Genomic DNA, 26,627 nt, shown 5'->3' with positions numbered 1-26,627 from the left:
AATGGCTACAGACTTAAAACTTCAGACTAAGGACTTAATTCGCTGCGCCTGGGCGGGTGCTGATCCTTTGTACATCAAATACCATGATGAAGAATGGGGCAAACCCGTTTATGATGATAAAATTTTATTTGAATTTTTGATTTTGGAAGGAGCACAGGCCGGCTTAAGCTGGATTACCATTTTACGCAGACGGGAAAATTATAGAAAGGCTTTTGCAGATTTTGAAGTTAAAAAAGTTGCTGCTTTTAAGGAAGATGATGTAGAGCGGCTGATGAATGATCCGGGAATTATAAGGAACTGGTTAAAAGTTAATGGAGCAATTACCAATGCCAGGTTGTTTATTGATATTCAACAGGAGTTTGGCAGTTTCGCTAAATATATATGGGGCTTTTTACCCAATGGTAAACCAATTTTAAATCATATTGAAAAAATGGGCGATGTTCCGCCCAGAACAGAGCTATCAGACCAGATTAGCAAAGACATGAAAAAGCGGGGCTTTAAATTCTTTGGAACGACCATTTGTTACGCCCACATGCAAGCTACGGGCATGGTAAACGATCATTTAATAAATTGTTGCGCAAGAAGATAATTCTATTTTTTTGCTTCATTATAGGCTTTCACCAATTCAATTACATCCCGGCTGTTTAGTTCTGTATTTGCCTCAACCTTTTCCAGCAAAGCTGACTGATCACCTAACTTTTGCAGGAGAATACTTTTTACCACAGCTTTTTTATCTGCATCGGTTATTGCTTTAATGGGCAATTCCTGCAAAGGTCCCGTACCGGGTTTTTCAATAAAATACCTTACCGCCATACTGCCGGCAAGCTGTTCAGGTGTATTATTTCTATTTCCACCACCGCCAATGCTTATTCCACCACCCATACCCATACCGCTGTAACCACCGGCACCTGCACCAATGCCAACTGAAGGTCTGAACCTTACCTTTCTTTCTTTTTGAACAGGCATTAAAGTTCCTCCACCAAAAGCATACAGGTTAACTGCGCCCAGCTCAATTACTTTTACGAAACGATATTCAAAGTTCTTTTTGTTCGCAAAGCCCTTACTTAAATAAGTATCTCCATTCCAAAAGAAATTTTTCACATTGCTGGCAGAAAGCACCACATCGGCTTCATCATTCTGACTAATAAAAACTGAAAAATAGTCTGTTCCTTTAATGGTCCCGCGAATGACTTCATCGTTATTTTTAACCACAAAATCCTGGGCTGAAACCTGGTTTAACGTAAACCAGAAAAGAAAGGAAAAAAACAGAAATTTCATATAATCAATTGGCTTTTCACAAATAACGCAACTTAATTTCAAATCGTACTAATTCAGGTTAATTTTAATGTTGCCGGTTTCTACATTAGGATGTTCTTTTTGGAAGTTAATAAACGCTTGCTTCATTTTATTCAAAGCATACATTTTAGGTTGTGTAATATTTTTTCCCAATGCATAAAATTTATTTAAAACGTAAAGCATAAATAGATAATTTTTTATTTCGGCACCGGCCTGTGTATCCTTCATTACTTTCCGCAAATTATCCTGATCAATAAAATTAACTACGCCAAAACGAGCTGCAATGTAGTTGGCAATATTCCTTATGTTTTGCTGTTCGTTGCTATAAGCATCTTTAGCGGCATTAATATCTTCAATCGCTTTAAGCTGTGGCGCAATTTCCTTTGCTAAAACATCTTTATTAATTGCAATCAAACCTTTGGGCACATAAAAAATAGAATCTAATTTATATGGATCAACAAATAACCATATCGTATCTTTTAAATTCGGGTGTATTAAGGTATAGCGGTCTACAATTCCTGTACTCGAATGCTCACTGTTTCTTTTGGTAAAATCGATTCTTGTCCCATCCGGCCAGCGATAAGAATTTTCAAGCTTGGCCATCCTTGAGCTTAAATAACTTCTGTCAACCAGATTTTTAAAAGCACCAGTGCCAATTGGGCGATCGATGGATGCACCATAACCGTCATTATGCCCCTTCAGATTTTCAAAAGTAATGTAGGTAATTAAAGTATCAGCCGGAAGTTGAGCATGAACTAAGCCAGCTATTAAACAAAAAAATAATGTACAACATGTTTTCATAAAGCGTTTTTATTTGATGATGATTAAAATACAAGAATTCAATAATTAAATTTAATTTTTTTGTTGAAAAGCATTTTACCGATATGATTAACTTTGGTTACTTTTACTCAAATCAGTAACTCACAGCAATTGGCGTAATCCTTTTGGTCTGTGTAATTAATATTTTATGAAAAAACTCTTTCTTTTAGATGGAATGGCGCTGATGTACAGGGCGCATTTTGCACTAAGTAAAAACCCCCGGTTTACTTCTACAGGGATTAATACATCGGCCGTAATGGGATTTACCAATACTTTGCTTGATGTACTAAAGAAAGAAAAACCAACACATATTGCGGTAGTTTTTGATACCGAAGCCCCAACAGAAAGACATACTTCTTTCGAGGCTTACAAAGCGCACCGCCAGGCCATGCCCGAAGATTTATCGGCTGCAATGCCCTACGTAATTAAATTAATTACGGGATTTAACATTCCTGTAATTACTTCTGATGGTTATGAAGCGGATGACATTATCGGCACATTAGCTAAAAAAGCAGAGCAAAAAGGTTATCAGGTTTATTGTATGACACCTGATAAGGATTTTGCGCAACTCGTTTCGGAGAATATATTTATTTATAAACCTGCCCGCATGGGTAATGATATGGAAATACTTGGTGTAAAAGAAGTTTTAGCCAAGTGGGAAATAGATAATGTATTGCAGGTGATAGATATTTTAGGTTTATGGGGCGATGCGGTTGACAATATTCCAGGCATTCCGGGCATTGGTGAAAAAACGGCTAAACTTTTAATAAAGCAATACGGCTCAATGGAAAATATTATTGCCAACAGTCATGAATTAAAAGGTAAGCAACGTGAAAACATTGAAAATTTTGCCGAACAGGGGTTAATTTCTAAAAAACTGGCAACAATTTTATTGGATGTTCCGGTTGAATTGAATGAGCAGGAACTGGAATTATGTGATCCCAGCCGTGATTTATTAGAACCACTTTTTACAGAGCTGGAATTTAGAACACTTGGAAGAAGGGTTTTTGGTGATGGATTTTCCGTAACCACAGCCAAATTTCAGGAGGGCACACAGACAGACCTTTTTGGAAATCAACCGGGCGAAGCCATTCAATACACCAATACGCTTGAAGAAGAACCTGCGGAAAAACTGCCGGCCAAAACCATAGAAAATACTGAACACAACTATCAACTGGTAGATACGGTAGAGAAACGTGCAGACTTAATTAAGTTATTATTAACGCAAAAACAGATTTCTTTCGATACTGAAACGACGGGAACGGACGCGAATATGGCCGATTTAGTTGGTCTTTCATTTTCCATAAAACCAGGCGAAGCTTATTATATTCCGGTTTCAGCTATTCGGGAAGAAGCACAGGCTATTGTTGATGAATTTAGGGTGGTGCTTGAAAATGATAAGATTGACAAGATTGGACAAAACACCAAATACGATATCCTGGTGCTAAAATGGTATGGTGTGCAAGTGGCAGGAAGGCTTTTTGACACCATGCTGGCACATTATTTAATTGATCCGGATACCCGTCATGGAATGGATGTATTGTCTGAAAATTATTTGGGTTATTCACCTATTTCAATTACCACTTTAATTGGTCCAAAAGGCAAAAATCAAGGCACCATGCAGGATGTTCCGGTAGAAAAAGTGGTAGACTACGCCGCTGAAGATGCGGATGTTACTTTACAACTGGCACATATTTTTGAGCCTAAACTTAAAGAACTTAATGCGGATAAGCTGGCTGAAGAAATTGAAAATCCATTGGTTTATGTTTTAGCCGATATAGAAAAGGAAGGGGTAAGAATTGATATTGAAACGCTTAAAACCTATTCAACTGAGCTTGAAAAAGACATCATCAGGTTTGAGCAAAATGTTTACGATAAAGCGGGTGTTAAATTCAACTTAGCTTCACCGAAACAGCTGGGTGAGGTATTATTTGATAAATTACAGCTTGACCCCAAAGCGAAAAAAACCAAAACTGGTCAGTACCAAACCGGAGAAGATGTTTTAATGGCGTTGGCTAGTAAAAGCGACATTGTACAGGATATTCTGGATTTCCGCCAGCTCCAAAAACTAAAATCTACTTATGTGGATGCCTTGCCGTTAATGGTTAATCCAAAAACGGGTCGCGTACACACTTCTTACAATCAGGCTGTTGCGGCAACGGGAAGATTAAGTTCTAATAACCCGAATTTGCAAAATATTCCCATTCGTACCGAAAGAGGAAGGGAGGTGCGTAAAGCATTTATTGCACGGGATGAGAACCACATTTTGCTATCTGCCGATTATTCGCAAATAGAGTTGCGCATTATTGCACACATCAGTCAGGAAGAAAATATGATCGATGCTTTTAATAAGGGGATCGATATTCACACGGCAACGGCAGCCAAAGTTTATGGTATTGGTATTGAGGAGGTTGACGGCACACAACGCCGAAATGCTAAAGCGGTAAACTTTGGAATTATTTATGGTCAATCGGCCTTCGGGCTTTCTCAAAACCTGGGTATTCCACGTAAAGAAGCAGCAGAAATTATCGAACAATATTTTACTCAATATCCCGGCATTAAACGTTACATGAGCGACACAATGAACTTTGCAAGGGAGAATGGCTTTGTAGAAACCATCATGGGTCGCAGACGCTACCTGAGAGACATTAACTCCGCAAATCAAACCGTACGTGGCTTTGCAGAAAGAAATGCGATAAACGCACCTATCCAGGGATCAGCGGCAGATATGATTAAAATTGCAATGATCAATATTCATAAAGATATGAAGGCGCAAAATTTACAATCAACCATGACTATGCAGGTACATGATGAGTTGGTTTTCGATGTTCTAAAATCGGAAAAAGAGGCCATGAAAATCATTATTCAGGATAGAATGAAGAACGCAATAAAAACAACTGTTCCAATTGTTGTAGAAATTGGTGAAGGCGATAACTGGTTAGCGGCTCATTAATGAATTGGAATCCTGTTAAAATGCGCTATATAATATCTATTAACTTTTCGATTAATTAAAAATCATTCATTATCTTCATACAATCTTCATCCCCGATAACCAATTTTATATCAACAAATAAAGAGTAAAACAAAATTTAAAAAACCATGAAAAAATTATTGAGTTTAATCGCAATCGCAGCATTTAGTTTAACAGCAGCGTTTGCTCAAACACCAGCAGCGGCAACAGCTACTGCTAACCAGGCAAAAAGAACTGTAAAAAAAGAAGTTAAAACTACTGTAGCTCCAGTTAAAGCGGGTGTTAAAACAGAAGCTAAAAAAGTAGAAACCAAAACAACGACTACAGTTGCAAAAGTAAAAGCAGATGGTACGCCAGACATGCGTTTTAAAGAAAACAAAGCTAAAGCTGCAGTTAAAGTTGTAGGTCCAACTAAAAAAGATGGTACAGCCGATATGCGTTACAAAGCTAACAAAGCAGCTGCAGCAGTTAAAAAGAACTAAGGTTTAGGTTTATAATTCAAAAAGGTTCCGGTTTTAATCGGAACCTTTTTTTATTTACAAGGTTATCGTTTCGCCAATTTCGGGCAACAACAATACTTTATTTTCTCTCTTAAACTTATCAGCAGCAATATTTGTATCTATTTCTATAACCGGGAAAGTGTTATAATGAACACCAATAACGTTATTGCATTCTAAATATTTAGTTGCAATTAAGGCATCATCAACATCCATGGTGTAATTGCCTCCAATTGGTAAAATGGCATAATCCAGGTTGTAAAGGTCTGCAAGCACCTTCATTTCTATTGTCAAACCCGTATCTCCGGCGAAGTAAATAGATTTGCCTTCTAATTCCAGTACATAACCGGCTGGGTTACCACCATAACTTCCATCAGGCAAACCTGCAGAATGTGTAGCCGGCACCATACGAACTGCACCCCAATCGAACGTAAATTTTCCAAAGTTCATTGGATGAACCTGATCAATACCTTGTTTCTGAACCCAACCAATAACTTCAGGAATTGCAATTACCGTAGCACCGGTTTGTTTAGCCAGCTCAACTAAATCTGCCACATGATCTCCATGTCCATGACTGACCAGAATATAATCGGCTTCAATTGCTTTTACATTAATATTTTTAGCTAATGGATTTGGCGTAATAAATGGATCAAATAATAGTTTTTTTCCAGCCGCTTCAATTAAAAAACATGACTGACCGTAATATGTATATTTCATAATTGTGGGATTAAGATTTTGTTTTATCAAGAACCGAATATTCCACCCAAACCACCAAGCATATCTTTAGTAGCCGACTGCATTTCGGTTGCACTAACCTGTTCTGCATTTGCCAGTGCTTTATTTATTGCTGTTAATAAAAGCTCTTCCAGTTCTTCTTTATCCGCAGACTTTAAAAATTCTTCATCAATCGCAATGGCGGTAATGGCTTTATTTGCTGTTGCAGTTATTTTTATTGCACCATTTTCAACTTCGCCGAATACTGAAATGGTATCCAAGCGCTTTTTAATCTCTTCGGCTTTTTGTTGTGCCGCAAATAATTTATCAAACATAATTTGTGTTTTTATAATAAAACGAAATTAACACGTTTTGTTTTTCTTCCGCTTATTTTTTTTGAAAAATAGAGTTTAAATGCGATACCTCGTAAATAAAATTGGTTAGATTCCAAATTAAAGAAATCTAACCAAATCATTAAAAGAGTATAATCTAATTGCAGATTAGAGTGATTTTAATCCTCATCGCTTCCCGGCAAACTTCCGTTACCATGATACGCACCTTTGCGGATAACAGGCATATCAAAATGCTTATACAAATCATCAAGGTGCATTAAACTGCCGTTGGTTAAATTACCCAAAAATATAATTACGATATTTTTATTTAAATCACGTACATAAATATGACGGAAACCATGCCACCATCCGGTATGATATACTACTTTATCCATATTTTCTCCATCAAACATGCGCCAGCCGTAACCATAATTAAAATGACCATTAATAGGTTTGTTTCGACCAACGTAGGCAGAATCCAGGCTCTTTTTGGTGAGTAACCTCCCGTTTTTCAGGTATTTATCAAATAAAACTAAATCGTGTACTGTGCTGTAAATTCCTTTATCTCCAACCGGGCCATCTAAAAAGTTTTGAGCTACAGAGTATTTCCAGGTTCTGTCATGGCCAACTACATCAACCGGAATTTTTTCGTACTCCGTGGTGCTGTAAACATGGGTATTTTTTAATCCTGCCGGTTTAAAAACGTGTTCCATCATATACTGGGAATAACGCTGACCAGTTACTTTTTCAATAATAGCACCCAAAACCATAAAGTTTGAATTGTTATAATGAAACCGGTTATCAGGTTTGGTGTATGGGTTTGGCTTTTTCTCGGCAATAACATCCATCACCTCCTGGTTGGTTACACCTTTTTTCATATTGCGTTTTTCCTTGCGCCAAATGTCATCGATAAAATAAACATAATTCATCATTCCGCTACGGTGGCTTAACAATAGCTTCACAGTAATTCCTTCGTAAGGAAAATTTGGAAAAAACTTTTTAACGTTATCGTTTAACGAAAGTTTACCTGCTTCAACCAATTGCATAATGGCTGTACCGGTAAACGTTTTAGTAATGGAGGCCAGTTCAAATTCTGAATTTATTTTTAAACTGTCGCGGTGCAAATAATCTGCCCAGCCAATTGCCTTTTCATACAGAATCTTCCCGTCTTTCGCAACAAGCATATTGCCATTAAAGCCAAATTTTTTATGCAAGTTATCTACAAAATCGGCGATCCATTTATCTCCTTTTGCAGGATCGTAGACTAATAACAGGCTATCGGCCTTATCGTCTTCTTTGGTTCGAATTTTCTTTTCAGCAGCTTTTTTTTCTTCTGATTTTTTACTTGAGCAAGCGGTTAATAATATTGAAGAGAGTGCTATGGCAGCGATTATATTGCGAAAATTCATTTATGTCGGTAATACTTAATTTAAAACCCGAAAAATAAAGAATTTTGAATCGTTATTTTCAAAGAGTTTTACACATTTTCGCAATTTTGTTTATACCAGCACTCAAATAAATGACCTTTGCTCCCATACACGGGATCGTTGTCTGGATTTTTAACTTTTTCAATATCCTGATCTGCTTCCGGGCGTTCATCAGCTTTACCATATCTGATGTTATAACTCATTCCGTTTGGATAAGCTCCAACTACAGTGAAGTCTTCGGTTGAGTTTAATTTTTTATGCGCAACACCTGCCGGAATCACGACTACGTCGCCTTTATCAAGTTCAATACAAACACCGTGTTCGCCGCCAAACTGTACCTCAGCCTTTCCGCAAAAAACACCCATTGCCTCATGTGTATTGCTATGGTAATGATGATAGTCAAAAATAGAATCAACCCAGGCATTGGTATAACCATTTTGAGCAAATACCTTTTTAATTACTTCTTCAGATTCATCCGGATGAATTAAAAAAGCACCTTTATAAATCATTAAAGGCAGGTTTTTATTATTAGGGAAATTTCCGTTTTCTTCTATTTTGTGGGAAACCAGATAGGCTTCCTGTATTAATTTTTCTTTGTCCATGATTAAGGTGTTTATCTACTAACAAATTAATCATTAAAGGGTTTAGATTTAATAGTAAGTTTAAAACAGGAAAGAAGATTTATAATTATGGGGCACCAAAAATTCAATAATCTCTCTGTTTGGACTATAAATAAAAGCATTTTTGACTTCAACCGCTAGTTAATATAAAACCACAGGCACAACACATAGAGGTTTTACGCAAATTATGTAATGCGACGGTTGCTTTAAATTCAATAAGCGGAAGATGGAAATTCATTGACATACAAATGGCAAAATAGTTTACGCGGAATTTGTACCGAAACTTAATACTACGTTAATGTATATAAATATTTAATATTTTTATATTTGATTTATCATCCCAACATAAACCTATTGAAATGACAATTGAATTTAAAAATGACATTGCAAAAGGGCTTCAAGAATATGGAGATATGCATGGATATTCTTTCTCCAGTATTGCAGAAAAAGAACAATTCTACAGCGACATGGCATGGGGAGGACTATAAGGTACGCCAGCGTATCAAACGCTTTCAACTGCTGAAAAAAATCGAATACAAGACACTCTATTGGCTGAGCAATATGGCACAGATAGAAATGGGGACCCTAAATCGGGTAAAGGAAATCCTTCAGGATGTTAATTCAAAAAATATGAAAAAGCAATTATTAATATTAAGTTCAGTAATGATGTTAGCTTGTTTGTCAAGCTGTTCGTTGAATCGAAATGGTAGTTATACGCAAACAATTAAAAAAAACTTTGGTGATAAGGTTATTGTTACCGGGACAGTTTATGACACAAATATAAATTACCGGACACTGCCAGGCGCAGCAATAAAATCTGCTGACACATCGCTTTTAACAACGACAGATTCAAATGGTAAGTATCGAATCCAATTAATGCCAGGAAAACATATTTTGCGTGCTACCTACCTTGGATATCATTTAACATCAACTAATTCTCTCAATCTTGTCAAAGGAGATTCTGTAATTGTTGATTTTATATTAAAGGACGCTAAACAGCATACAACCAATTAAATTATCTAAAATGATGTCCTCAAAAATGTCAAACTTTTGGGGACATCTTTAGAATAATATAAAAGCACCTGATAAGACGAGAGCAAAATCAAATGGGAGTAAAGAATTAACGAACTCATCAAATTCAACAAACAAGAAGGGATGTTAATATGAAAAAAATTGCTTTAGCTATCATACTTTTATTTGGAATTGCAATAAATAGCCATTCTCAAACAGATAACATTAATAAAGAAAGATTATTGTACATCGAGGTTTTTCGAGATTTAGCAAAATTGGCGAAGTAAAAAAGGCTCCCAAAATTGGAAGCCTTTAATTATTTTAATCCGTTTAAAACTTAAACTTGTTAAATGATTAGGCTAATAATCTAACCGGTTCTTCTAACAAAGCTTTAAGCGTTTGTAAAAATGCAGCACCACTGGCGCCATCAACTGTACGGTGATCGCAACTTAAAGTTACTTTCATTACGTTTCCGGGCACAACTGCTCCGTTTTTAACAACAGGAACCTGAGAAATACCTCCAACAGCTAAAATACAGCTATCAGGCGAGTTAATAATCGCAGTAAACTCATCAATACCGAACATACCCAGGTTAGAAATGGTAAAGGTAGAACCTTCCCAATCTGCCGGCTGAAGTTTTTTAGCTTTAGCTTTTTGCGCAAAATCTTTTACTTCAGCAGAAATATGTGTTAATGATTTTCCATCGGCGAAACGCACAACCGGAACCAACAAACCATCTTCTACAGCAACTGCTACACCAATATTTACATGCTCATTGTAACGGATTTTATCACCTAACCATGAAGAATTCACAATTGGGTGTTGTTTTAAAGCAATTGCGGTTGCTTTTAAAACTAAATCGTTGAATGAAACTTTTGATGGTGCATATTCATTAATACGTGCTCTGGCTTCAATAGCTTTGTCCATATCAATGGCCATTGTTAAATAGAAGTGCGGAGCCGTAAATAAACTTTCAGATAAACGCTTCGCAATTACTTTACGCATTTGCGAAACTGGTTTTTCAGTAAATTTCTCTTCGCCTATAAACTGAGGGGCTGGAGCAGCTTTCTCTGCAGGAGCCGAAGAAGATTCAGCTTTAGCAGGTGCAGCAGCAGGTTTAAAGTTTTCGATATCTTTTTTAATGATACGGCCACCTTCTGCACTTCCTGAAACCTGAGCTAAATCTATTCCTTTATCTTTTGCAATTTTCTTTGCTAACGGAGATGCTTTAACGCGGCTATCAGAAGTACTTTCTGCAACCGGAGCAGCAGCTGTACTTGCATCAGCCGTTGATTTTGGAGCTTCTGTTTTAGCTTCAGTGCTTTCTGCTTTTTTAGCAGGGGCATCACCAGCGCTTAAAATTCCGCTAATGTCAGTTCCTTCCGGACCAACAATTGCAATAATTCCATTTACTTTGGCAGCGGAACCTTTTTCTACGCCAATGTGCAATAAAGTTCCGGTTGCATAACCCATAACTTCCATAGTTGCCTTATCGGTTTCTACGTCTGCTAAAACATCATCATCTTTTACTTTATCACCAACTTTTTTATGCCATTCAGCAATTACGCCTTCAGTCATGGTATCACTTAACAAAGGCATGCGGATTACCGTAACACCTTTTGCTGCTAATTCTTCTTCGCTTAAACCACCACCCTGGGCTGGTGCTTCTTCTTTTTTATCTTCAGCTTTAGGCGCTTCAGTGTTTTCGGCTTTCGGTTTTTCACCCTCCGCTTTACCAGCACCACCTGCTGCATCAATTGCGGCCTGAAAATCTTCTCCCTCTTTTCCAATTACTGCAATAATTGCATCAATAGGAACGCCTTTACCTTCTTCAACACCAATATGTAATAAAGTACCTTCTTCGTAAGATTCAAGATCCATTGTTGCTTTATCGGTTTCTACCTCGGCAAGCACATCACCACTCTTTACTTTATCGCCAACTTTAACATGCCATTTTGCCAATACCCCTTCAGTCATGGTATCGCTCATTTTGGGCATTCTAACTACTTCAGCCATTATATATCTTTAATTGAAATCTTAAAATAATTAATCCATTACGTAAGGATAATCCTGTTGCATGTATACATCCTTGTATAATTCAGATGCATCCGGCCATGGAGATTCTTCAGCAAATTTCACGGCCTGATCAACAGTTGCTTTTACTTTAGCTTCTACTTCTTCAATCCAGGCCTGATCTGCATATTTTTCTTTCAAAATAGTTTCTCTTGCATGCTCCACCGGATCTTTTGCTTTATAATCTTCTAATTCTTCTTTAGTACGATATTTAGCCGGATCTGACATCGAGTGACCGCGGTAACGGTAAGTTCTCATTTCTAAGAAAGTTGGTCCTTCGCCTTTACGTGCACGTTGAATAGCTTCGTCCATTGCATTGTGTACTGCAACCGGATCCATACCATCAACCGGAGCACATGGCATATCAAAACCTAAACCGATTTTATAAATATCGGTCATATTTGTGGTACGCTGTACGGATGTACCCATCGCATAACCATTGTTTTCACAAACAAAAACTACCGGAAGTTTCCAAAGCATAGCCATGTTAAACGTTTCATTTAAAGCACCCTGACGCACAGCGCCATCGCCCATATAACAAATGTTTACATTATCTGTGCCTTTATATTTTTCTGCAAAAGCAACACCAGCTCCTAAAGGAATCTGACCACCAACAATTGCATGTCCACCATAAAAATTGTGTTCTTTGCTAAACATGTGCATTGAACCACCTTTACCTTTAGAGCAACCTGTAGCTTTACCATACATTTCTGCCATAATGCTATCAGCACTTACCCCTAAAGCTAAAGCGTGAGCGTGATCACGGTAAGTAGTAATCATCGAATCGCCTTTTTGCATTGCAGATATAGCACCTGCAACTACAGCTTCTTGTCCAATATATAAATGACAAAAGCCACGTATTTTTTGTTGTCCGTATAACTGGCCAGTTTTTTCTTCGAATTTGCGCATAAGCAACATCGACTCAAACCACTTTAACCAGGTATCTTTATTTATTTCTACTGCACTCATTTTAGGGTATTTGTTTTTTTGCGACAGCAAATCTAATTTTTTTATTGTAATTTTTGGCACTCTTGAATGTAAAATCATCTTTGCCGCAGTGTTAAAGTTAATTTTAATTCTCGTTTTAAAGGCAAATAATCACAACAAAAGATCTGTTTTATTTTATTTACGCTTACATGATAATTTAACCTGATTTTACCATTGCGCATTTACACCTTTTATCCTCATTCATAATTAAAGGATCATAAAATATTATTTCGCCTAAATGCCTGTGTCCATATTTTTATTAACTCCATTTTCAACAAACATTTGAGTCTGATTAAAAATTAATGAAGTGTTGCTCCAAAGATTTAAAGAATTAAATTTCTTCAATTTTTAATGTAACAACTATACTATATGAAAATTTTCAACCCTTAAAATCATGCCTCAACACGATATTAACAATCATAATCTCCTAGCTAAAAGGCTTAATATAAACGAACAAAAGGTTAAATTGTTAATAACTTTCGCTTTTTAATAATTAACATTTGGATAACATTTGTATAATTAATACTTTTGCAACCAACAATAAGCCCATGTGGTGTACGTTAATGTGTAAGTGAATTACCCAAACATAACTGTATAACATGATTAAAAAATTTTTGTTTACTTCCCTAATCGCTATCTGCACGCTCTCAGCCGCATTTGCGCAAACAAAAACAAAAGAATCTGGTAAAGAATCAAACGACCCTGACAACTTAGCATCCCAATATTTTTCCCAGGTCATGGGTGTCGCCGTTGATGCGACATCAAACTTAAAGCTTTATAAGTTTGTTTACGAATGGATTGGAACCCCGTATAGTTACGGTGGAAATACCAAAAAAGGAATTGATTGTTCAGCTTTTACAAAAGCGATCTACGATAAAGTTTTCAACACAACCATAAGAAGAAATTCACGCGATATTTTTAGCATGGTTGATCCGGTTTCTAAGGATGAATTAAAAGAAGGTGATCTGGTCTTCTTCAAAATCAAAAGCAAAAGCATTTCACATATCGGTATTTATTTAGGCGATAACCGTTTCGCTCATGCATCAAGCTCACGCGGGGTGGTAATCAGTAATTTAAACGAGCCTTATTACAGCCGTTTCTTTTACAAAGGCGGTCGCATTTTAGAATCTTATAAGAAAGATTTTACCGTAGAATAAGTTCTTAGCTATAATCAGCTAAGTCAAGCATACAATCCTCCTTAAGAAATTTCGGAGGATTTTTTTATAATACAACCAGGGATGAAATTTACAACAAGCCTATTTTTATCATTAATCGTTGTTCCAATTCTTATAAGCTGTACCGGAAATAATGCTCAGGTAGTTACGCAGCCGGTAAAAGCAGATACCGTGATCAGAAAAATAAAAGACACCATTTCTATTGTTGCGGTTGGCGATATTATGCTGGGTTCGGCATTCCCTTCTAAAAGCAATCTTCCTCCTGATGATGCTGTAAATAGTTTTCAGGCTGTAGATACTTTATTAAAAGGCGATCTGGTTTTCGGAAACCTGGAGGGTTGTTTTTTAAATTCAGGCAATTCTTATAAGTGTAATGGTATAAATCCGAATAATTGCTTTGCTTTCCGGATGCCCGAAAGATATGCCGGAATTTATAAAAAAGCAGGTTTTAACCTTTTAAGTATCGCCAATAATCATGTTGGAGATTTTAATGCCAATGGGCGTAAAAATACGGCCAGAATTTTAGATTCTTTACAAATTCATTATGCCGGACAGGTAAACAAACCATTCGAAATTTTTGAGAAAGACAGTGTTAAATATGCCTTCTGTGCTTTTGCACCAAATGAAAACACCGTATCTATTAACAAAGTTGATAGTGCAAAAGCATTGGTTTCGAGGTTAAAAAAAATGGCAGATATTGTAATTGTATCTTTTCACGGTGGTGGCGAAGGTGCAAGATTTGAACATGTAACCCGCAAAAACGAAATCTTTTATCGCGAAAACCGCGGTAATGTTTACGCTTTTGCCCATGCAGTTATTGATGCCGGAGCAGATGTTGTTCTGGGTCATGGCCCGCATGTAAGCAGAGCTGTAGAAGTATATAAAAATAAATTTATTGCCTACAGCCTGGGTAATTTTTGTACCTATGGCATGTTTAGCCTAAAAGGATCAAATGGTTTTGCTCCTTTGCTTCAGCTTAAAATCAACAGCAAGGGCAATTTCCTCTTCGCAGATGTAATTTCTGTACAGCAAGATAAGGCGACCCGGTTAACACAAGACGAAAGCCACAGGGCATTTAAAAGGATACAGGAATTAACGAATGCTGATTTCCCTGGCCACGGCTTAAACTTTGAGCACAACCGGATTTCAAAGAAAGATTAAAATACACCACATGAAAGGGACATTACTCCATTATATTATAGGTATTAGTGCAGCAATTTTAGCGCTTGTTGCAATATATTATATTTACGAAAACCCGAAAAACTTAATATCAGCTGGGATTGTAATTTTTGCAGGTTGTTTTGTCGCTTTCAGTCAGTATTTGATTATTAAGGGCAAAAACAAAAAATAATCTGCCCAAACCCAGGTTAAACCTCGTCTTTAGTATTTTTTACTAAGCCAATCCCTGATACAAAAAAGATAATGCCAATAACTCCGTACACGATTAATCCGCGTGTATTCTGATTATGGTTTACAAAGCCATAACCTGCATAAATTAAACCGATAATACCCAATACGGTTAAAATGGTTCCAAAAGTGCGCTTTACATTCATAGTCTGAAATTTAATAGAGTTAAGACAATAAAAAGTCAATTTTGTTTTAGATTAAATGCAAAAGCCCCATCAATGATGAGGCTTTGTGCTAATCTTAAATTTTTAGTGATTTACCAAACACCCAATCTATTTTCAGGAGTTAAGTACATTTTAGCCGTGGTTGGAATGTTGAATGCTTTGTAGAAAGCTTCCATATTATATACAGAACCATTTACACGGAACATTTCAGGACTATGCGGATCGGTTTTTAAACGTACACGCATGGTTTCATCGCGGTTTTTGATTCTCCATACCTGAGCAAATCCTAAAAAGAAACGTTGATCTGGTGTAAAACCATCGATTTTTTTATCGTTCTTTTTGCCTTCTTCAGTTAATTTAAACGCATCATAGGCAATATTTAAACCACCAATATCGGCCAGGTTTTCACCTAAGGTTAAAGAACCGTTTACATGTTGGTTGTCTAAAAGCGCAAAATTATTGTAGAATGCCACAACCTTATCTGCTTTTGTTTTGAATTTATCCGCATCAGCTTTAGTCCACCATTCTTTTAGATTTCCTGCAGCATCGTATTGCCTGCCCTGATCATCAAAGCCATGGGTCATTTCATGTCCAATTACCGCACCAATTGCACCATAATTAATAGCATCATCCGCATTAAAATCAAAGAAAGGGAATTGTAAGATTCCGGCAGGGAAAACAATTTCGTTAAACGATGGATTGTAATAAGCATTTACTGTCGGCGGTGTCATGCCCCACTCTGTTTTATCAACTGGCTGCCCCAGTTTATCAATCATTTCCTTGTAAGCATGTTTTTCTGCTGATTGAAGATTTGCATAATAAGTACCTTTATTAATTTCTACATCATCATATTTTTTCCACTTATCCGGATAACCAATTTTCTTGATAAAAGCATTTAACTTTTCTAAGGCTTTCTTTTTGGTTTCCGGAGTCATCCAGTCCACTTTTTTAATTCTTTCTTCATATACTTTCTGAAGATTATCCACCAGGGTAAGCATTCTCTTTTTAGCTTCAGGTTTAAAATATTGTTCGGTATACAACTGACCTAAAAGTTCACCTAAATTTCTATCCGTGCTGTTTACTATGGCTTTCCATCTTTCGGTTGGAGCCTGCTGACCGCTTAATGTTTTACCAAAAAACTCAAATTTCGCCGTTCTGAAACCTTTGTTTAAAGCACTTGCCGCACTGTTTAAAGCATCAAATTTTAACTTTTGTTTCCAAATTTCTATCGGTTCTGTTTTAATCAGGGTATTTAGAGCCTTGTAATATTTAGGCTGACCAACTAAAATGGTATCCGTTTTTAACTGCAATTTGTTTAAAACCAATTTCCAGTCAATATTTGGAGTTTCTTTCTGAAAATCAGCCACAAAAAACTTATTGTAATTCTTCTGAGGATCACGTAATTCAACTGGTGTTGAGTGTGAAAGCGCAATTTTAGTTTCAAGTTTTAAAATCTGGTCTGCATATTTCTTTGCATTTACAGAATCTCCTGAAAGACTAAAAAGTTTGGTAATGTAGGTCTGGTAGGCCGTTCTTATCTTTTTGGCCTTATCATCCTGCTCTAAATAATAACTTCGTTCTGGCAGGGTAATTCCAGACTGATAAAAATTAGCTGCATTTTTTGAACTGATTTTATCATCCGGCTGTACACCAAAACCCAATAAATCGCCTTCTCCGTCCTTGTAACCATCGGCGATAAAATTAATCAGGTCTTTATCATTTTTAATTCCATCTATTTTGGCAAGTAACGGTTTTAGCGGTTCTATACCCAATTTTTCAATGGTAACGGTATCCATGCCGCTTGCATAAAAATCACCAACTTTCTGCTCCAGGCTTCCTTTTGATGAATTGCTTTTAGCTGCATTTTCCAATATTTTATTCAGGTTTTTCAGGTTGTCATTATATAAGGTATAAAATGATCCCCATCCGGTTTCAGTTTTAGGAATTTCTGTGTTTTTAGACCATTTTCCATTTGCATAAAGAAAGAAGTTATCACCCGGTTTTACTGTAGTATCCATTCCAGCCGTATCAAAAAATAAGGTACGCTGACTTGCTTCATCATTTTGCTGATGAGATTTGTTGTTCTGGCAGGCTGCTAAGAGCAATAAAGCAGCACCGGGCAGAAATAATTTACTTTTCATATGAATTTAAATTAGTTAGAAAACATAAAGCTACAAAATGCCTGATGTAGTTTGTATGAATTTTTTTATAACTTCATAAAAAAATCTAATTATGCAGTATACAATTTACATTCTAATTTTCCTGGGGATTATCATTCTCTTTAGCTCATTTGTAACCGTTAAACAAGGTACAATAGCGGTGGTAACTGTTTTTGGAAAATACCGGAGACAATTAAGACCGGGGCTTAATTTCAAAATCCCATTAATTGAGCAAATTTACTCACGCATCTCGATTCAAAACCGTTCGGTTGAGTTATCTTTTCAGGCGGTAACGCAAGATCAGGCCAATGTTTATTTTAAAGCTATGCTTTTATATTCCGTTGTAAACCAGGACGAGGAAACGATCAAAAATGTAGCTTTTAAGTTTGTGGATGCAACGAATTTAATGCAGGCTTTAATCCGTACCATCGAAGGCTCTATCCGGGCTTACGTAGCAACTCAAAAGCAAGCAAATGTGTTGGCGCAGCGAAACGAAATTGTGCTGCACGTTAAGGAGCAAATTGATCAGGTTTTAGATGGCTGGGGTTATCACTTACAGGATCTTCAATTAAACGACATCACTTTTGATGAAGAAATTATGCGCTCAATGAGTCGTGTGGTGGCTTCGAATAACTTAAAAGCTGCTGCTGAAAATGAAGGACAAGCTTTATTAATTACCAAAACCAAAGCTGCCGAAGCAGATGGAAATGCGATTAAAATTGCTGCCACAGCAGAACGTGAGGCCGCTCAACTCCGCGGACAGGGTATTGCTTTATTCAGGGCAGAGGTTGCACATGGTATGACCAAAGCGGCGCAGGAAATGGAAAGCGCTAACCTGGATATTTCTGTAATCTTATTTACCATGTGGACAGAATCTATCAAGCATTTTGCTGAAAATGGTGATGGTAACGTAATCTTCCTGGATGGCAGCAGTGAGGGGATGAATAAAACCCTTAAAGAAATGATGGCCATGCAAATAAATAAAGATAAAGCGGATAAAAAATAATAATATTCCAAGTTTACAGCATAAAAAAAGTCGTTCAGTAATTGAACGACTTTTTTTATGCTTACTATATTTTTTTAGAAAGAACCTAAGTTCATCACGTAATTACCTGATTGTTGCATAAAGTCGGCCATTACATGAAGCGATTCATCTTCAATAAAATCGAAAGAATCCTGCTTAACTGCTTTCTCACCTTTTTTAATTGCCGGCAAGCCTCTTAACGCTCTAAGTTCATTTTGCCTGGCAAGGCTTTTAGCTTCTTTAGCATCACGTTCCTGCTTCAATTTAGCTTCATTTAAAGTAACTGATACCTCTTTATCGCGTACTTCAAGGTCTTTAATATCCTGAATTAAAAATTTGAAATCTAAAGAGTTTGCCACACGTTGCTCGCTGTTTTTAATTAAGCCTGCTTTAACCGCAGCTAAATTTGCCACCGCTTTAAAGCTCGAACTTGGTATGATATCCCATGGCAATGCAGAAGGCTCTGTATCTTCTCCAATTTTGTCCATTGGATAAACAGAAGGATAAACTACATCAGGAGTTACACCTTTATGTTGCGTACTGCTCCCCGCTACACGATAGAATTTAGCCATCGTAAGGTTAATTTGACCTAGTTTGATATCTGATACTGAACCCGGTGCCGTACCAGTCGTTCTATCTTTAGAAACCAATGCAGCTATTCTTTGCAGCACACCTGGATTTACCAGTTTATTTAAATCGATAGAAGATTGAACTGTTCCTTTACCATAGGTTTGACTACCCATAATAATACCGCGACCATAATCCTGAATGGCGCCAGCAAAAATTTCAGACGCTGATGCACTTAAACGATCCACCATTACACCGAATGGGCCATCCCAGGCAACACCCGTATTTTCATCCTCATCAACTTCAATTTTGCCTCTTAAATCTTTAACCTGTACAACGGGGCCTTTATCGATAAATAATCCGGTTAATGAAATGGCTTCTACTAATGAACCACCACCGTTTCCACGTAAATCCATGATAATGGCATCAACCTTATCTTTATTTTTTAAGGTATCGATCAATAATCTTACGTCACGGGTTGTACTTTTATAATTTTTATCACCAGCATTTGCCGCTTTAAAATCTGCATAGAAAGCTGGCAACGATATCACACCTACTTTATAGGTTTTACCGTTTGAGGTTACTTCTTTTACTTTTTTCTTGGCTGACTGATCTTCCAGAATAATTTTTTCACGAACCAGTTCTACGATAACTGGTTTAGAAGACATTTCTTTTCCTGCAGGAATAACCTTTAAGCGAACTTTGGTTCCTTTCGGGCCCTTAATTTTAGTGATGGTTACATCCAATCTCCAGCCAGTAATGTCTACAAAATCTCCATCAGCTTGCGCTACAGCAATAATTCTGTCTCCGGCATTTAATTGTTTGCTTTTAAACACAGGTCCGCCCGGAATTACTTCAGCAATTTTAACCACCTCGTTTTCCAATTGTAAGCGGGCACCGATTCCTTCAAATGAGCGTGACATGTCTTCATTGAATGCAACAGCGTTAGAAGGATTAAAATAATTGGTATGCGGATCAATACAAGCGGTAAAAGCATCCATCAGGTATTGAAAAACATCCTGATTATTTACTTTAACGGTTTGCGACTGCAAATCTTTATAGCGCTTGGTTAAGGTGGCAATATTTTTAGCCTGATCGGTTGTACCCGCCAGGTTTAAATTAACCAATTCATATTTTACACGTTTTTTCCAGGTATCGTTTAAAGTAGCAGCAGAATTAGCCCAAGGCAGTTTTTCTCTGTCGTACACATAAGTATCATTCTGATTGAAATCGAATTTGGTTTTAACCTGGGCCAATGAATAACTGAAATATTCGTTTAATCGCTTTGCATATACATTATAGATATAGAAAGGAGCGCTTAAATCACCATTTTTAAAGTCATCATCTAATTGAAATCTGTACTTTTCAAAATCTTTAATGTCAGTGGCAAGGAAATAGTTTTTTCCTTTATCCAAAGTATTGATGTATTTATCTAAAATAAGAGATGATATAGAATCATTAATCTGTATTTTCTTATAGTTGTAGCTTTCGATAAGATTTACAACCTCTTTAATTACCAGTTGTTGCTGCTCATCGGGTTTAATGTTTGTAACGCCTTCAACAAGAGGCTGAACTTTTGGTGCGGCATGACAAGCGAGTACAGCAGCGGTAAAAATTATAAAAAATATTTTCTTTAACATCTCTTTAAACAATTTAAAATCCATTTCTAATTCTATATAGCCAATATGATACCATTTTAACGAAAAAACAAAAAAGAGACAGTATTTATTACCGTCTCTAGTTAAAACTTACCAAATCTAACTAAAAGCTTTCTATAAATCAATCCTTTGAAAGCTAACGGTTACAGTTTACTTTTGTTTCGTTTATGGCCTGTATTGCGTTAATATTACGCTGAAGCTACATTTTAGGGATGATACAAGATTTATAAATCCTGCAAAGACAATAAATGTGACGTGAAAATTATTTTTTATCGATTGCTTTGGAGGCAATTACTTCACGGGCATCTTTAATCTGACTCTTATACTGGTTAGTTTTTATAGAACTGGCCAAAAACTCCGCTGTTTTTAAATCTCTAAGGGCCAGTGTAAAATCTTTCTTTTTGATTTTAACCTGTGCAATGCCTAAAACAGATTCAATATAAGAATTATTGCTTTTTAATTGCTTTGCCAAAATACCTTGCTGGGTATAAAACCACATCGATTGGGTATATTTACTGTTGGCGAGATAAACTTTGCCTAATAAATTATAGGTATTCATTAAACCAGACTTGCTGCCTAGTTTTGAATAATTTTTAAGAGCAACGTTTAATAAAATCTGTTCCGCATCCGTAAAACGGCCTAACTGATAGTGCATATTGCTCATTTTAATAATGGCTTGCCCATATCTGTTAAAGTTTTTTACCGCATTATATTCAAACGCTGCTTTACCAAACATCGTTAATGCCTCGTTAAAAGAACCTTTACGCTCCAGGCTTTCAGCCTCTTCATAAAAGCTGTCTGCATCGGCAGCGTCGAATTTAGAAACCGCTATATTTATTGAACTTCCACCTGAAACAGGATCCTGAGCGTCAGATTTATCAATGTTTTGAGCGTTTATTTGTAATGATGCAAAAAGGCCGACAACAGCCAATACTACTTTCGTCATGCAACAAAAATAATACTTTAAATTCAATTTTAGTTAAATACCTGTAAATTAACATCAAATGATGCCCAAACCATATATGGATGAGCATCACAATGGTAAATTTCTCCTTTAGCGGATATGCCAACTACGCCTGCAAAGCCATCAAAAGATTTAAGTTCTGCAAAAGATTTATCACAGGCATCTTTTAAAGAAAATCCATCGGTAACCCGGGTTACAATTTTAGCAGCCAAAGCGCCGCTTACAATATCTTCGCCAACACCGGTACAAGAAATGCCAGCGTATTGATTTACATAATTACCTGCTACTGTTGCAGAATCACTTACCCTGCAAGGAATTTCAAATCCTTTTCCACCTGTAGAAGTTGCAGCGGCCAGGTTTCCCTCTGCATCCAAAGCTACGCAACCAACCGTTCCTTTATTGTTCTGCTGATTTAATTTAGCTTCGTACTCGGCCTGGCGCTGCTCGGTAATTGGGTTAAAGTATTCAAATCCATTTTTCCGGGCAAAATTTTGTGCACCATCCCCGCTTAAAACCCGGTCGTCATAAGCTAAAAGATCTTTGGCCACTATAATTGGGTTTTTAACATCTTCAATATTAATAACTCCGCTAAATTTTTCAGTTTTACCATCCATCAATGCAGCACTTAACCGCACTTTTCCATCACTCTGAATTTGAGAGCCAATACCTGCATTAAATAATTGATTATCTTCCAGCAAAGCAACGGTATACACCACAGTTTCTAAAGCTGTGTGCGTTTTTAAATATTCGTGTCCAAGACTAACAATTTGCGATAAAGCATCTTGCTTAGCCTTTTTTGTTTCCTGATTTGTAGATGATTCGCTAAAAAAACCACCATGTATAATTAACTTCATTTTTAATTGATTATAAGAGGCGTACAAATAAGATTAGCGCATGTTTTCACTAACTTAAAATCTGTTCCACTTTTGTCTCTCCGCTTTAAGCTTACCTCTTTATCCTACCGGAACAACTTTAGGGTGGTGAATAACCAAACTATGGTCTTTTAAATCATAAACATCTCCATCACACATAACGTGAACCACCATATTTTTTATAGAAACCGGTTGTCCCATTTCTACATCCGTTAAATTTGTATCAGCCATTTGGCGGCCATCAACTAAAATAACCATACCCGATCCTATGGCTTCCATCGTGTGTCCGTCAGAAATAAACAAGCCTGTATCCTCACCTAAACCAATGCCTAAAATGCCGGGATTACTTGCCGCAGCATAGAGTAACCGCCCAATTCTACCACGTTGCACAAAGTGGGTATCCACAATAACATCGTCAATAAAACCCAGGCCACCAGTAATTTTAACTTCTCCCTTTAACAAAGCATCTTTACTGCTGCCCTGATAAATCATATTTTTAGAGCTCGCTGCCGCACCTGCAGATGTACCAGCAATAACCACTGGCTCATTTTTATATTTTTCCAGTAAAATCTGATGAATAGCCGTTCCGCCAAAAATAGACGATAAGCGCAATTGATCTCCACCAGTAAAAATAATTACATCGGCCGCCTTTATACGTTCGCAATTATCTGCGGCATTGGCTTCTTCGCGATTGGTAATATTTAAAACTCCTAAATTGTGGACATCAAGTTGTGCATAAGCCTTAATGTATTCTTCGCCAACTTTTTCTGGCATTAATGAAGCTGTTGTAATAATTTCAAAGCGTGATTCTACATCTCTTGAAGACTCAGTGGTAATTCTTTTTAAAATTCCACGTTCAAAAAAATTCATGTTTTCTGGCAGTCCAAATTGCGTTTCTGCAAAGCTGCCTGTATTTATTGCGCCACCAATAATGATGAGTTTACCCTTCGGAACCATTCTTTATGTGTTATATTCTATCAAAAAACTCAAATATATCAGCTTAGGATAAAAAACACGACTTTTTTTGTCAATAAAATCGGGGTTATTAACAAACGTTGAAATAAACGTGACAAAAACTGATGCCCTTGTGCCTGAAAACAAAACAAATACCCGATAAAATTGATTTAGATATTTGCCATACCGATTTTCAAAATAAATGTATAATTTACAGACACCAATTTTATATTGGGGAATTAAGTTTACCAGGCGAACAAAGGCTTGTTGATCAAAACAAATAGTAAGGTTTAAAAATGAAGATATCAAACATACAAGTACTAAGAGGGCCTAATATATGGTCAATAAGTCGCAAAAAACTGATCCAAATGCGTCTCGATTTGGAAGAATTAGAGCAAAAACCAACCAATGTAATCGATGGCTTTGGAGAGCGGCTTGAAAAATTAATTCCAAGTATGTTTACTCATCGTTGCTCTAAAGGTGTTGAAGGTGGTTTTTTTACCCGTGTAAAAGAAGGTACCTGGATGGGCCACGTAATTGAGCACATTGCTTTAGAAATTCAAACACTTGCGGGGATGGACACCGGTTTCGGGCGTACACGGCAGACCAAAACAGAGGGCATTTACAATGTGGTTTTCAGTTATCTGGAAGAAAAAGTTGGTGTTTATGCAGCTGAAGCTGCTGTAAACATTGCACAGGCCTTAATTGATAATCAGGAATACGATCTGGAGCACGACATCAGACGAATGAAAGAAATCCGTGAGATGGAGCGCCTGGGCCCTAGTACCGGATCAATTGTTGAAGAGGCCGTAAGCCGGAGCATTCCCTGGATTCGTTTAAATAAAAGTTCGCTGGTACAGTTGGGTTATGGAAAAAATCAGGTCCGTTTTAGGGCAACCATGACCGAAAAAACCAGCAGTATAGCAGTAGATATTGCCAGCAATAAAGAAGAAACTAAACGCTTGTTAACTGAAGCAGCCATTCCTGTGGCTTCAGGGGTTACCATATCCAATCCTGACGAATTAGAGGCTTCAGTTAAAAAAGTAGGATTTCCATTGGTTTTTAAACCTTTGGATGGCAACCACGGTAAAGGTGCAACCATTAATGTAAAAACAATGGAGGCCGCTAAAGAGGCTTTTGAATATGCTAAAACGTATTCACGCAGGGTAATTATTGAGAAATTTATTACCGGATTTGATTTTAGGGTTTTGGTAATAGACCATAAAGTGGTTGCAGCTGCGCAACGCGATCCCGCCCATGTGCGGGGAAATGGCATACACACCATTCAGGAATTAATTGACAAAGAAAATGAAGATCCACGCCGTGGTTACGGGCATGAAAATGTACTGACAGAAATAGCTGTTGACCGCGACACCCTGGATTTACTGGCTAAAAAGGAATATACTTTAGAAACTATTCCTGAAAAGGGAGAGATTGTTTACCTGAAGTCGACAGCTAATTTAAGTACCGGCGGAACTTCTATTGACGTAACCGACATTGTTCACCCACAAAATATTTTTATCTGCGAACGGATTTCAAGGGTTATCGGACTGGATATTTGTGGGATAGACATTATGGCTCAAAACCTTACCCAACCTTTAAATGAAAATGGTGGGGTGGTTTTAGAAGTAAACGCTGCTCCGGGTTTCAGGATGCACCTTGCACCAAGCGAAGGCTTGCCAAGAAATGTAGCTTCATCGGTAATCGATATGCTTTATCCTCCTGGAAAACTTTCGCAAATACCAATTATCGCAGTTACCGGAACCAATGGAAAAACAACTACAACCCGTTTAATTGCCCATATTATCCGTAGTAATGGTAAGCGGGTGGGGTTTACCACAAGTGATGGTATTTATGTGCACAACACCATGTTGATGCAGGGCGATACCACAGGACCGGTTAGTGCAGAGTTTATTTTGAAAGATCCAACAGTAGAATTTGCGGTTTTAGAAACGGCAAGGGGCGGCATTTTACGCTCTGGATTAGGTTTTAATGCCTGTGATATTGGCGTGGTAACCAATATACAGGAAGATCACCTGGGTATTTCTGACATTCATAATCTGGATGATTTAACCCGCGTAAAATCGGTAGTTATTGGTGCTGTTCGCCGTAAAGGCTGGGCGGTATTAAATGCTGATAATGGCTACTGTGTTAAAATTGCAAGAGAAGCACGCTGCAATATTGCGTATTTTAGTATGGATGAAAACAATCCGGTAATTAAAGAGCATTGCAAAAAAGGAGGGATTGCGGCCATTTACGAAAATGGTTACATTACCATAAAAACAGGCGACTGGAAGCTGAGGGTTGATAAAGCCACACACATTCCACTAACATTTGGTGGATCGGTAAACTTTATGATTCAGAATGTATTGGCTGCAACACTTGCCGCTTATTTATGGGGCTACAAACCGGAAGATATTCGTTTATCATTAGAAACTTTTATTCCTTCAGCGGCCCATACACCAGGCAGGATGAACATATTCAGGTTTAAAGAATTTAAAATTCTGGTTGATTTTGCCCATAACCCTGACGGATTTAATGGTGTAAAAGCTTATTTACAAAGCGTAGAGGCTTCGGAGCATGTGGGTATTATTTCCGGAACGGGAGACAGACGCGATGAAGACATCATTGAAACGGCACGTATTTCTGCACAGATGTTTGATAAGATTTACATTTGCCAGGAGAAATATTTACGTGGTCGCCAGCAACAGGAATTGGTTGATTTACTTTTAAAAGGAATTTATGAAGTTGATCCAAATAAAGAAGTAATTATAAACAACAGAAGCACAGAATGTTTGGAACAAGCGATTAAAAGTGCTAAAAAAGGTTCTTACCTGACTATTTTGAGTAATACAATTGACAATACTATTCTACGTGTTACCGAACATTTGGATAAAGAGCTTGAATCATAATTCGATTACAAATTGCATAAAAAA

Annotated in this window: 23 protein-coding genes; 9 read left to right on the top strand and 14 right to left on the bottom strand. The window is 37.1% G+C overall.

Annotated elements, in window-relative coordinates; genetic code table 11:
• Position 1: 1 nt before the first annotated feature.
• Positions 2-589: a DNA-3-methyladenine glycosylase I gene (locus O0955_RS05100; RefSeq protein ID WP_269426443.1), complete on the top strand. Its 588-nt coding sequence runs from the start codon at positions 2-4 to the stop codon at positions 587-589.
• 2 nt (positions 590-591) lie between these two features.
• Here the strand turns inward: O0955_RS05100 and O0955_RS05095 are convergent, their stop codons facing one another.
• Together O0955_RS05095 and O0955_RS05090 are read right to left on the bottom strand one after the other, a co-directional pair.
• On the bottom strand, positions 592-1,278 hold the full coding sequence (locus O0955_RS05095) for a hypothetical protein (RefSeq protein ID WP_269426442.1): 687 nt from the start codon (positions 1,276-1,278) through the stop codon (positions 592-594).
• A gap of 48 nt (positions 1,279-1,326) precedes the next feature.
• Complete coding sequence (locus tag O0955_RS05090; RefSeq protein WP_269426441.1) at positions 1,327-2,097, bottom strand: hypothetical protein; 771 nt, start codon at positions 2,095-2,097, stop codon at positions 1,327-1,329.
• A 166-nt stretch (positions 2,098-2,263) separates the two neighbouring features.
• On the opposite strand from O0955_RS05090, the gene polA reads away from it, so the two are divergent.
• Positions 2,264-5,068: a DNA polymerase I gene (polA, locus tag O0955_RS05085; protein WP_269426440.1), complete on the top strand. Its 2,805-nt coding sequence runs from the start codon at positions 2,264-2,266 to the stop codon at positions 5,066-5,068.
• A gap of 146 nt (positions 5,069-5,214) precedes the next feature.
• Complete coding sequence (locus tag O0955_RS05080; RefSeq protein WP_269426439.1) at positions 5,215-5,568, top strand: hypothetical protein; 354 nt, start codon at positions 5,215-5,217, stop codon at positions 5,566-5,568.
• 54 nt (positions 5,569-5,622) lie between these two features.
• On the opposite strand, the gene O0955_RS05075 is transcribed toward O0955_RS05080, so the two are convergent.
• The 4 genes from O0955_RS05075 to O0955_RS05060 form a co-directional block, all read right to left on the bottom strand.
• Positions 5,623-6,300: a metal-dependent hydrolase gene (locus O0955_RS05075; protein WP_269426438.1), complete on the bottom strand. Its 678-nt coding sequence runs from the start codon at positions 6,298-6,300 to the stop codon at positions 5,623-5,625.
• A gap of 26 nt (positions 6,301-6,326) precedes the next feature.
• Positions 6,327-6,632, bottom strand: a complete 306-nt coding sequence (locus tag O0955_RS05070; RefSeq protein WP_269426437.1) for a YbaB/EbfC family nucleoid-associated protein — start codon at positions 6,630-6,632, stop codon at positions 6,327-6,329.
• Positions 6,633-6,808: 176 nt separating this feature from the next.
• Positions 6,809-8,038, bottom strand: coding sequence for a serine hydrolase domain-containing protein (locus tag O0955_RS05065; RefSeq protein WP_269426436.1), 1,230 nt, complete (start codon positions 8,036-8,038; stop codon positions 6,809-6,811).
• Between the two features lie 68 nt (positions 8,039-8,106).
• Positions 8,107-8,658 (bottom strand): cupin domain-containing protein, encoded by a 552-nt coding sequence (locus O0955_RS05060; protein WP_269426435.1) that lies wholly within the window; start codon positions 8,656-8,658, stop codon positions 8,107-8,109.
• A gap of 435 nt (positions 8,659-9,093) precedes the next feature.
• Here O0955_RS05060 and O0955_RS05055 point away from each other — a divergent pair, with 435 nt between their 5' ends.
• Positions 9,094-9,690, top strand: coding sequence for a carboxypeptidase regulatory-like domain-containing protein (locus O0955_RS05055; protein ID WP_269426434.1), 597 nt, complete (start codon positions 9,094-9,096; stop codon positions 9,688-9,690).
• A gap of 351 nt (positions 9,691-10,041) precedes the next feature.
• On the opposite strand, the gene O0955_RS05050 is transcribed toward O0955_RS05055, so the two are convergent.
• Both O0955_RS05050 and pdhA read right to left on the bottom strand, forming a co-directional pair.
• Positions 10,042-11,703 (bottom strand): pyruvate dehydrogenase complex dihydrolipoamide acetyltransferase, encoded by a 1,662-nt coding sequence (locus tag O0955_RS05050; protein WP_269426433.1) that lies wholly within the window; start codon positions 11,701-11,703, stop codon positions 10,042-10,044.
• A gap of 30 nt (positions 11,704-11,733) precedes the next feature.
• Entirely contained in the window at positions 11,734-12,729 is a 996-nt protein-coding gene (pdhA, locus tag O0955_RS05045) for a pyruvate dehydrogenase (acetyl-transferring) E1 component subunit alpha (protein ID WP_269426432.1), read from the bottom strand.
• A gap of 617 nt (positions 12,730-13,346) precedes the next feature.
• On the opposite strand from pdhA, the gene O0955_RS05040 reads away from it, so the two are divergent.
• The 3 genes from O0955_RS05040 (at position 13,347) to O0955_RS05030 (ending at position 15,273) form a co-directional block, all read left to right on the top strand.
• Positions 13,347-13,904, top strand: a complete 558-nt coding sequence (locus tag O0955_RS05040; protein WP_269426431.1) for a C40 family peptidase — start codon at positions 13,347-13,349, stop codon at positions 13,902-13,904.
• Between the two features lie 81 nt (positions 13,905-13,985).
• Positions 13,986-15,083, top strand: a complete 1,098-nt coding sequence (locus tag O0955_RS05035) for a CapA family protein (protein WP_269426430.1) — start codon at positions 13,986-13,988, stop codon at positions 15,081-15,083.
• A gap of 10 nt (positions 15,084-15,093) precedes the next feature.
• The gene (locus tag O0955_RS05030) at positions 15,094-15,273 is read left to right on the top strand and encodes a hypothetical protein (protein WP_269426429.1); all 180 of its coding nucleotides are present in this window, start codon (positions 15,094-15,096) and stop codon (positions 15,271-15,273) included.
• A 16-nt stretch (positions 15,274-15,289) separates the two neighbouring features.
• On the opposite strand, the gene O0955_RS05025 is transcribed toward O0955_RS05030, so the two are convergent.
• A complete protein-coding gene (locus O0955_RS05025; protein ID WP_269426428.1) occupies positions 15,290-15,475 on the bottom strand; it encodes a hypothetical protein in 186 nt (61 codons plus the stop codon).
• A gap of 110 nt (positions 15,476-15,585) precedes the next feature.
• A complete protein-coding gene (locus tag O0955_RS05020) occupies positions 15,586-17,634 on the bottom strand; it encodes a M13 family metallopeptidase (protein WP_269426427.1) in 2,049 nt (682 codons plus the stop codon).
• 91 nt (positions 17,635-17,725) lie between these two features.
• Between O0955_RS05020 and O0955_RS05015 the strand changes: the two genes are divergently transcribed.
• On the top strand, positions 17,726-18,658 hold the full coding sequence (locus tag O0955_RS05015) for an SPFH domain-containing protein (protein WP_269426426.1): 933 nt from the start codon (positions 17,726-17,728) through the stop codon (positions 18,656-18,658).
• Positions 18,659-18,732: 74 nt separating this feature from the next.
• Here O0955_RS05015 and O0955_RS05010 read toward each other — a convergent pair whose 3' ends face one another.
• The 4 genes from O0955_RS05010 to O0955_RS04995 all read right to left on the bottom strand — a co-directional run bounded on the left by O0955_RS05010 (position 18,733) and on the right by O0955_RS04995 (position 23,694).
• Complete coding sequence (locus O0955_RS05010; RefSeq protein WP_428982393.1) at positions 18,733-20,883, bottom strand: carboxy terminal-processing peptidase; 2,151 nt, start codon at positions 20,881-20,883, stop codon at positions 18,733-18,735.
• Positions 20,884-21,163: 280 nt separating this feature from the next.
• Positions 21,164-21,847 carry a hypothetical protein gene (locus O0955_RS05005; protein WP_269426424.1) on the bottom strand — a complete coding sequence of 228 codons (684 nt, stop codon included), beginning with the start codon at positions 21,845-21,847 and terminating at the stop codon, positions 21,164-21,166.
• A 29-nt stretch (positions 21,848-21,876) separates the two neighbouring features.
• Complete coding sequence (locus tag O0955_RS05000; protein WP_269426423.1) at positions 21,877-22,719, bottom strand: isoaspartyl peptidase/L-asparaginase; 843 nt, start codon at positions 22,717-22,719, stop codon at positions 21,877-21,879.
• A 99-nt stretch (positions 22,720-22,818) separates the two neighbouring features.
• The gene (locus tag O0955_RS04995; RefSeq protein WP_269426422.1) at positions 22,819-23,694 is read right to left on the bottom strand and encodes a cyanophycinase; all 876 of its coding nucleotides are present in this window, start codon (positions 23,692-23,694) and stop codon (positions 22,819-22,821) included.
• A 293-nt stretch (positions 23,695-23,987) separates the two neighbouring features.
• Between O0955_RS04995 and cphA the strand changes: the two genes are divergently transcribed.
• Positions 23,988-26,603: a cyanophycin synthetase gene (cphA, locus tag O0955_RS04990; RefSeq protein ID WP_269426421.1), complete on the top strand. Its 2,616-nt coding sequence runs from the start codon at positions 23,988-23,990 to the stop codon at positions 26,601-26,603.
• Positions 26,604-26,627: the final 24 nt, after the last annotated feature.

The organism is Pedobacter punctiformis (assembly GCF_027213715.1).
GTDB classification, from domain to species: domain Bacteria; phylum Bacteroidota; class Bacteroidia; order Sphingobacteriales; family Sphingobacteriaceae; genus Pedobacter; species Pedobacter punctiformis.
This window is presented reverse-complemented; position numbering and strand designations above follow the sequence as displayed.

Excerpts from the sequence above, each read along its gene's own strand:
- cphA (WP_269426421.1), top strand. The coding sequence starts at position 23,988 with ATGAAGATATCAAACATACAAGTACTAAGAGGGCCTAATATATGGTCA.
- pdhA (WP_269426432.1), bottom strand. The coding sequence starts at position 12,729 with ATGAGTGCAGTAGAAATAAATAAAGATACCTGGTTAAAGTGGTTTGAG.
- O0955_RS05020 (WP_269426427.1), bottom strand. The coding sequence starts at position 17,634 with ATGAAAAGTAAATTATTTCTGCCCGGTGCTGCTTTATTGCTCTTAGCA.
- O0955_RS05030 (WP_269426429.1), top strand. The coding sequence starts at position 15,094 with ATGAAAGGGACATTACTCCATTATATTATAGGTATTAGTGCAGCAATT.
- O0955_RS05095 (WP_269426442.1), bottom strand. The coding sequence starts at position 1,278 with ATGAAATTTCTGTTTTTTTCCTTTCTTTTCTGGTTTACGTTAAACCAG.
- O0955_RS05090 (WP_269426441.1), bottom strand. The coding sequence starts at position 2,097 with ATGAAAACATGTTGTACATTATTTTTTTGTTTAATAGCTGGCTTAGTT.
- O0955_RS05015 (WP_269426426.1), top strand. The coding sequence starts at position 17,726 with ATGCAGTATACAATTTACATTCTAATTTTCCTGGGGATTATCATTCTC.
- O0955_RS05000 (WP_269426423.1), bottom strand. The coding sequence starts at position 22,719 with ATGAAGTTAATTATACATGGTGGTTTTTTTAGCGAATCATCTACAAAT.
- O0955_RS05060 (WP_269426435.1), bottom strand. The coding sequence starts at position 8,658 with ATGGACAAAGAAAAATTAATACAGGAAGCCTATCTGGTTTCCCACAAA.
- O0955_RS05025 (WP_269426428.1), bottom strand. The coding sequence starts at position 15,475 with ATGAATGTAAAGCGCACTTTTGGAACCATTTTAACCGTATTGGGTATT.
- O0955_RS05050 (WP_269426433.1), bottom strand. The coding sequence starts at position 11,703 with ATGGCTGAAGTAGTTAGAATGCCCAAAATGAGCGATACCATGACTGAA.
- O0955_RS05100 (WP_269426443.1), top strand. The coding sequence starts at position 2 with ATGGCTACAGACTTAAAACTTCAGACTAAGGACTTAATTCGCTGCGCC.
- O0955_RS04995 (WP_269426422.1), bottom strand. The coding sequence starts at position 23,694 with ATGGTTCCGAAGGGTAAACTCATCATTATTGGTGGCGCAATAAATACA.
- O0955_RS05005 (WP_269426424.1), bottom strand. The coding sequence starts at position 21,847 with ATGACGAAAGTAGTATTGGCTGTTGTCGGCCTTTTTGCATCATTACAA.
- O0955_RS05035 (WP_269426430.1), top strand. The coding sequence starts at position 13,986 with ATGAAATTTACAACAAGCCTATTTTTATCATTAATCGTTGTTCCAATT.
- polA (WP_269426440.1), top strand. The coding sequence starts at position 2,264 with ATGAAAAAACTCTTTCTTTTAGATGGAATGGCGCTGATGTACAGGGCG.
- O0955_RS05010 (WP_428982393.1), bottom strand. The coding sequence starts at position 20,883 with ATGTTAAAGAAAATATTTTTTATAATTTTTACCGCTGCTGTACTCGCT.
- O0955_RS05055 (WP_269426434.1), top strand. The coding sequence starts at position 9,094 with ATGGATATTCTTTCTCCAGTATTGCAGAAAAAGAACAATTCTACAGCG.
- O0955_RS05075 (WP_269426438.1), bottom strand. The coding sequence starts at position 6,300 with ATGAAATATACATATTACGGTCAGTCATGTTTTTTAATTGAAGCGGCT.
- O0955_RS05080 (WP_269426439.1), top strand. The coding sequence starts at position 5,215 with ATGAAAAAATTATTGAGTTTAATCGCAATCGCAGCATTTAGTTTAACA.
- O0955_RS05065 (WP_269426436.1), bottom strand. The coding sequence starts at position 8,038 with ATGAATTTTCGCAATATAATCGCTGCCATAGCACTCTCTTCAATATTA.
- O0955_RS05070 (WP_269426437.1), bottom strand. The coding sequence starts at position 6,632 with ATGTTTGATAAATTATTTGCGGCACAACAAAAAGCCGAAGAGATTAAA.
- O0955_RS05040 (WP_269426431.1), top strand. The coding sequence starts at position 13,347 with ATGATTAAAAAATTTTTGTTTACTTCCCTAATCGCTATCTGCACGCTC.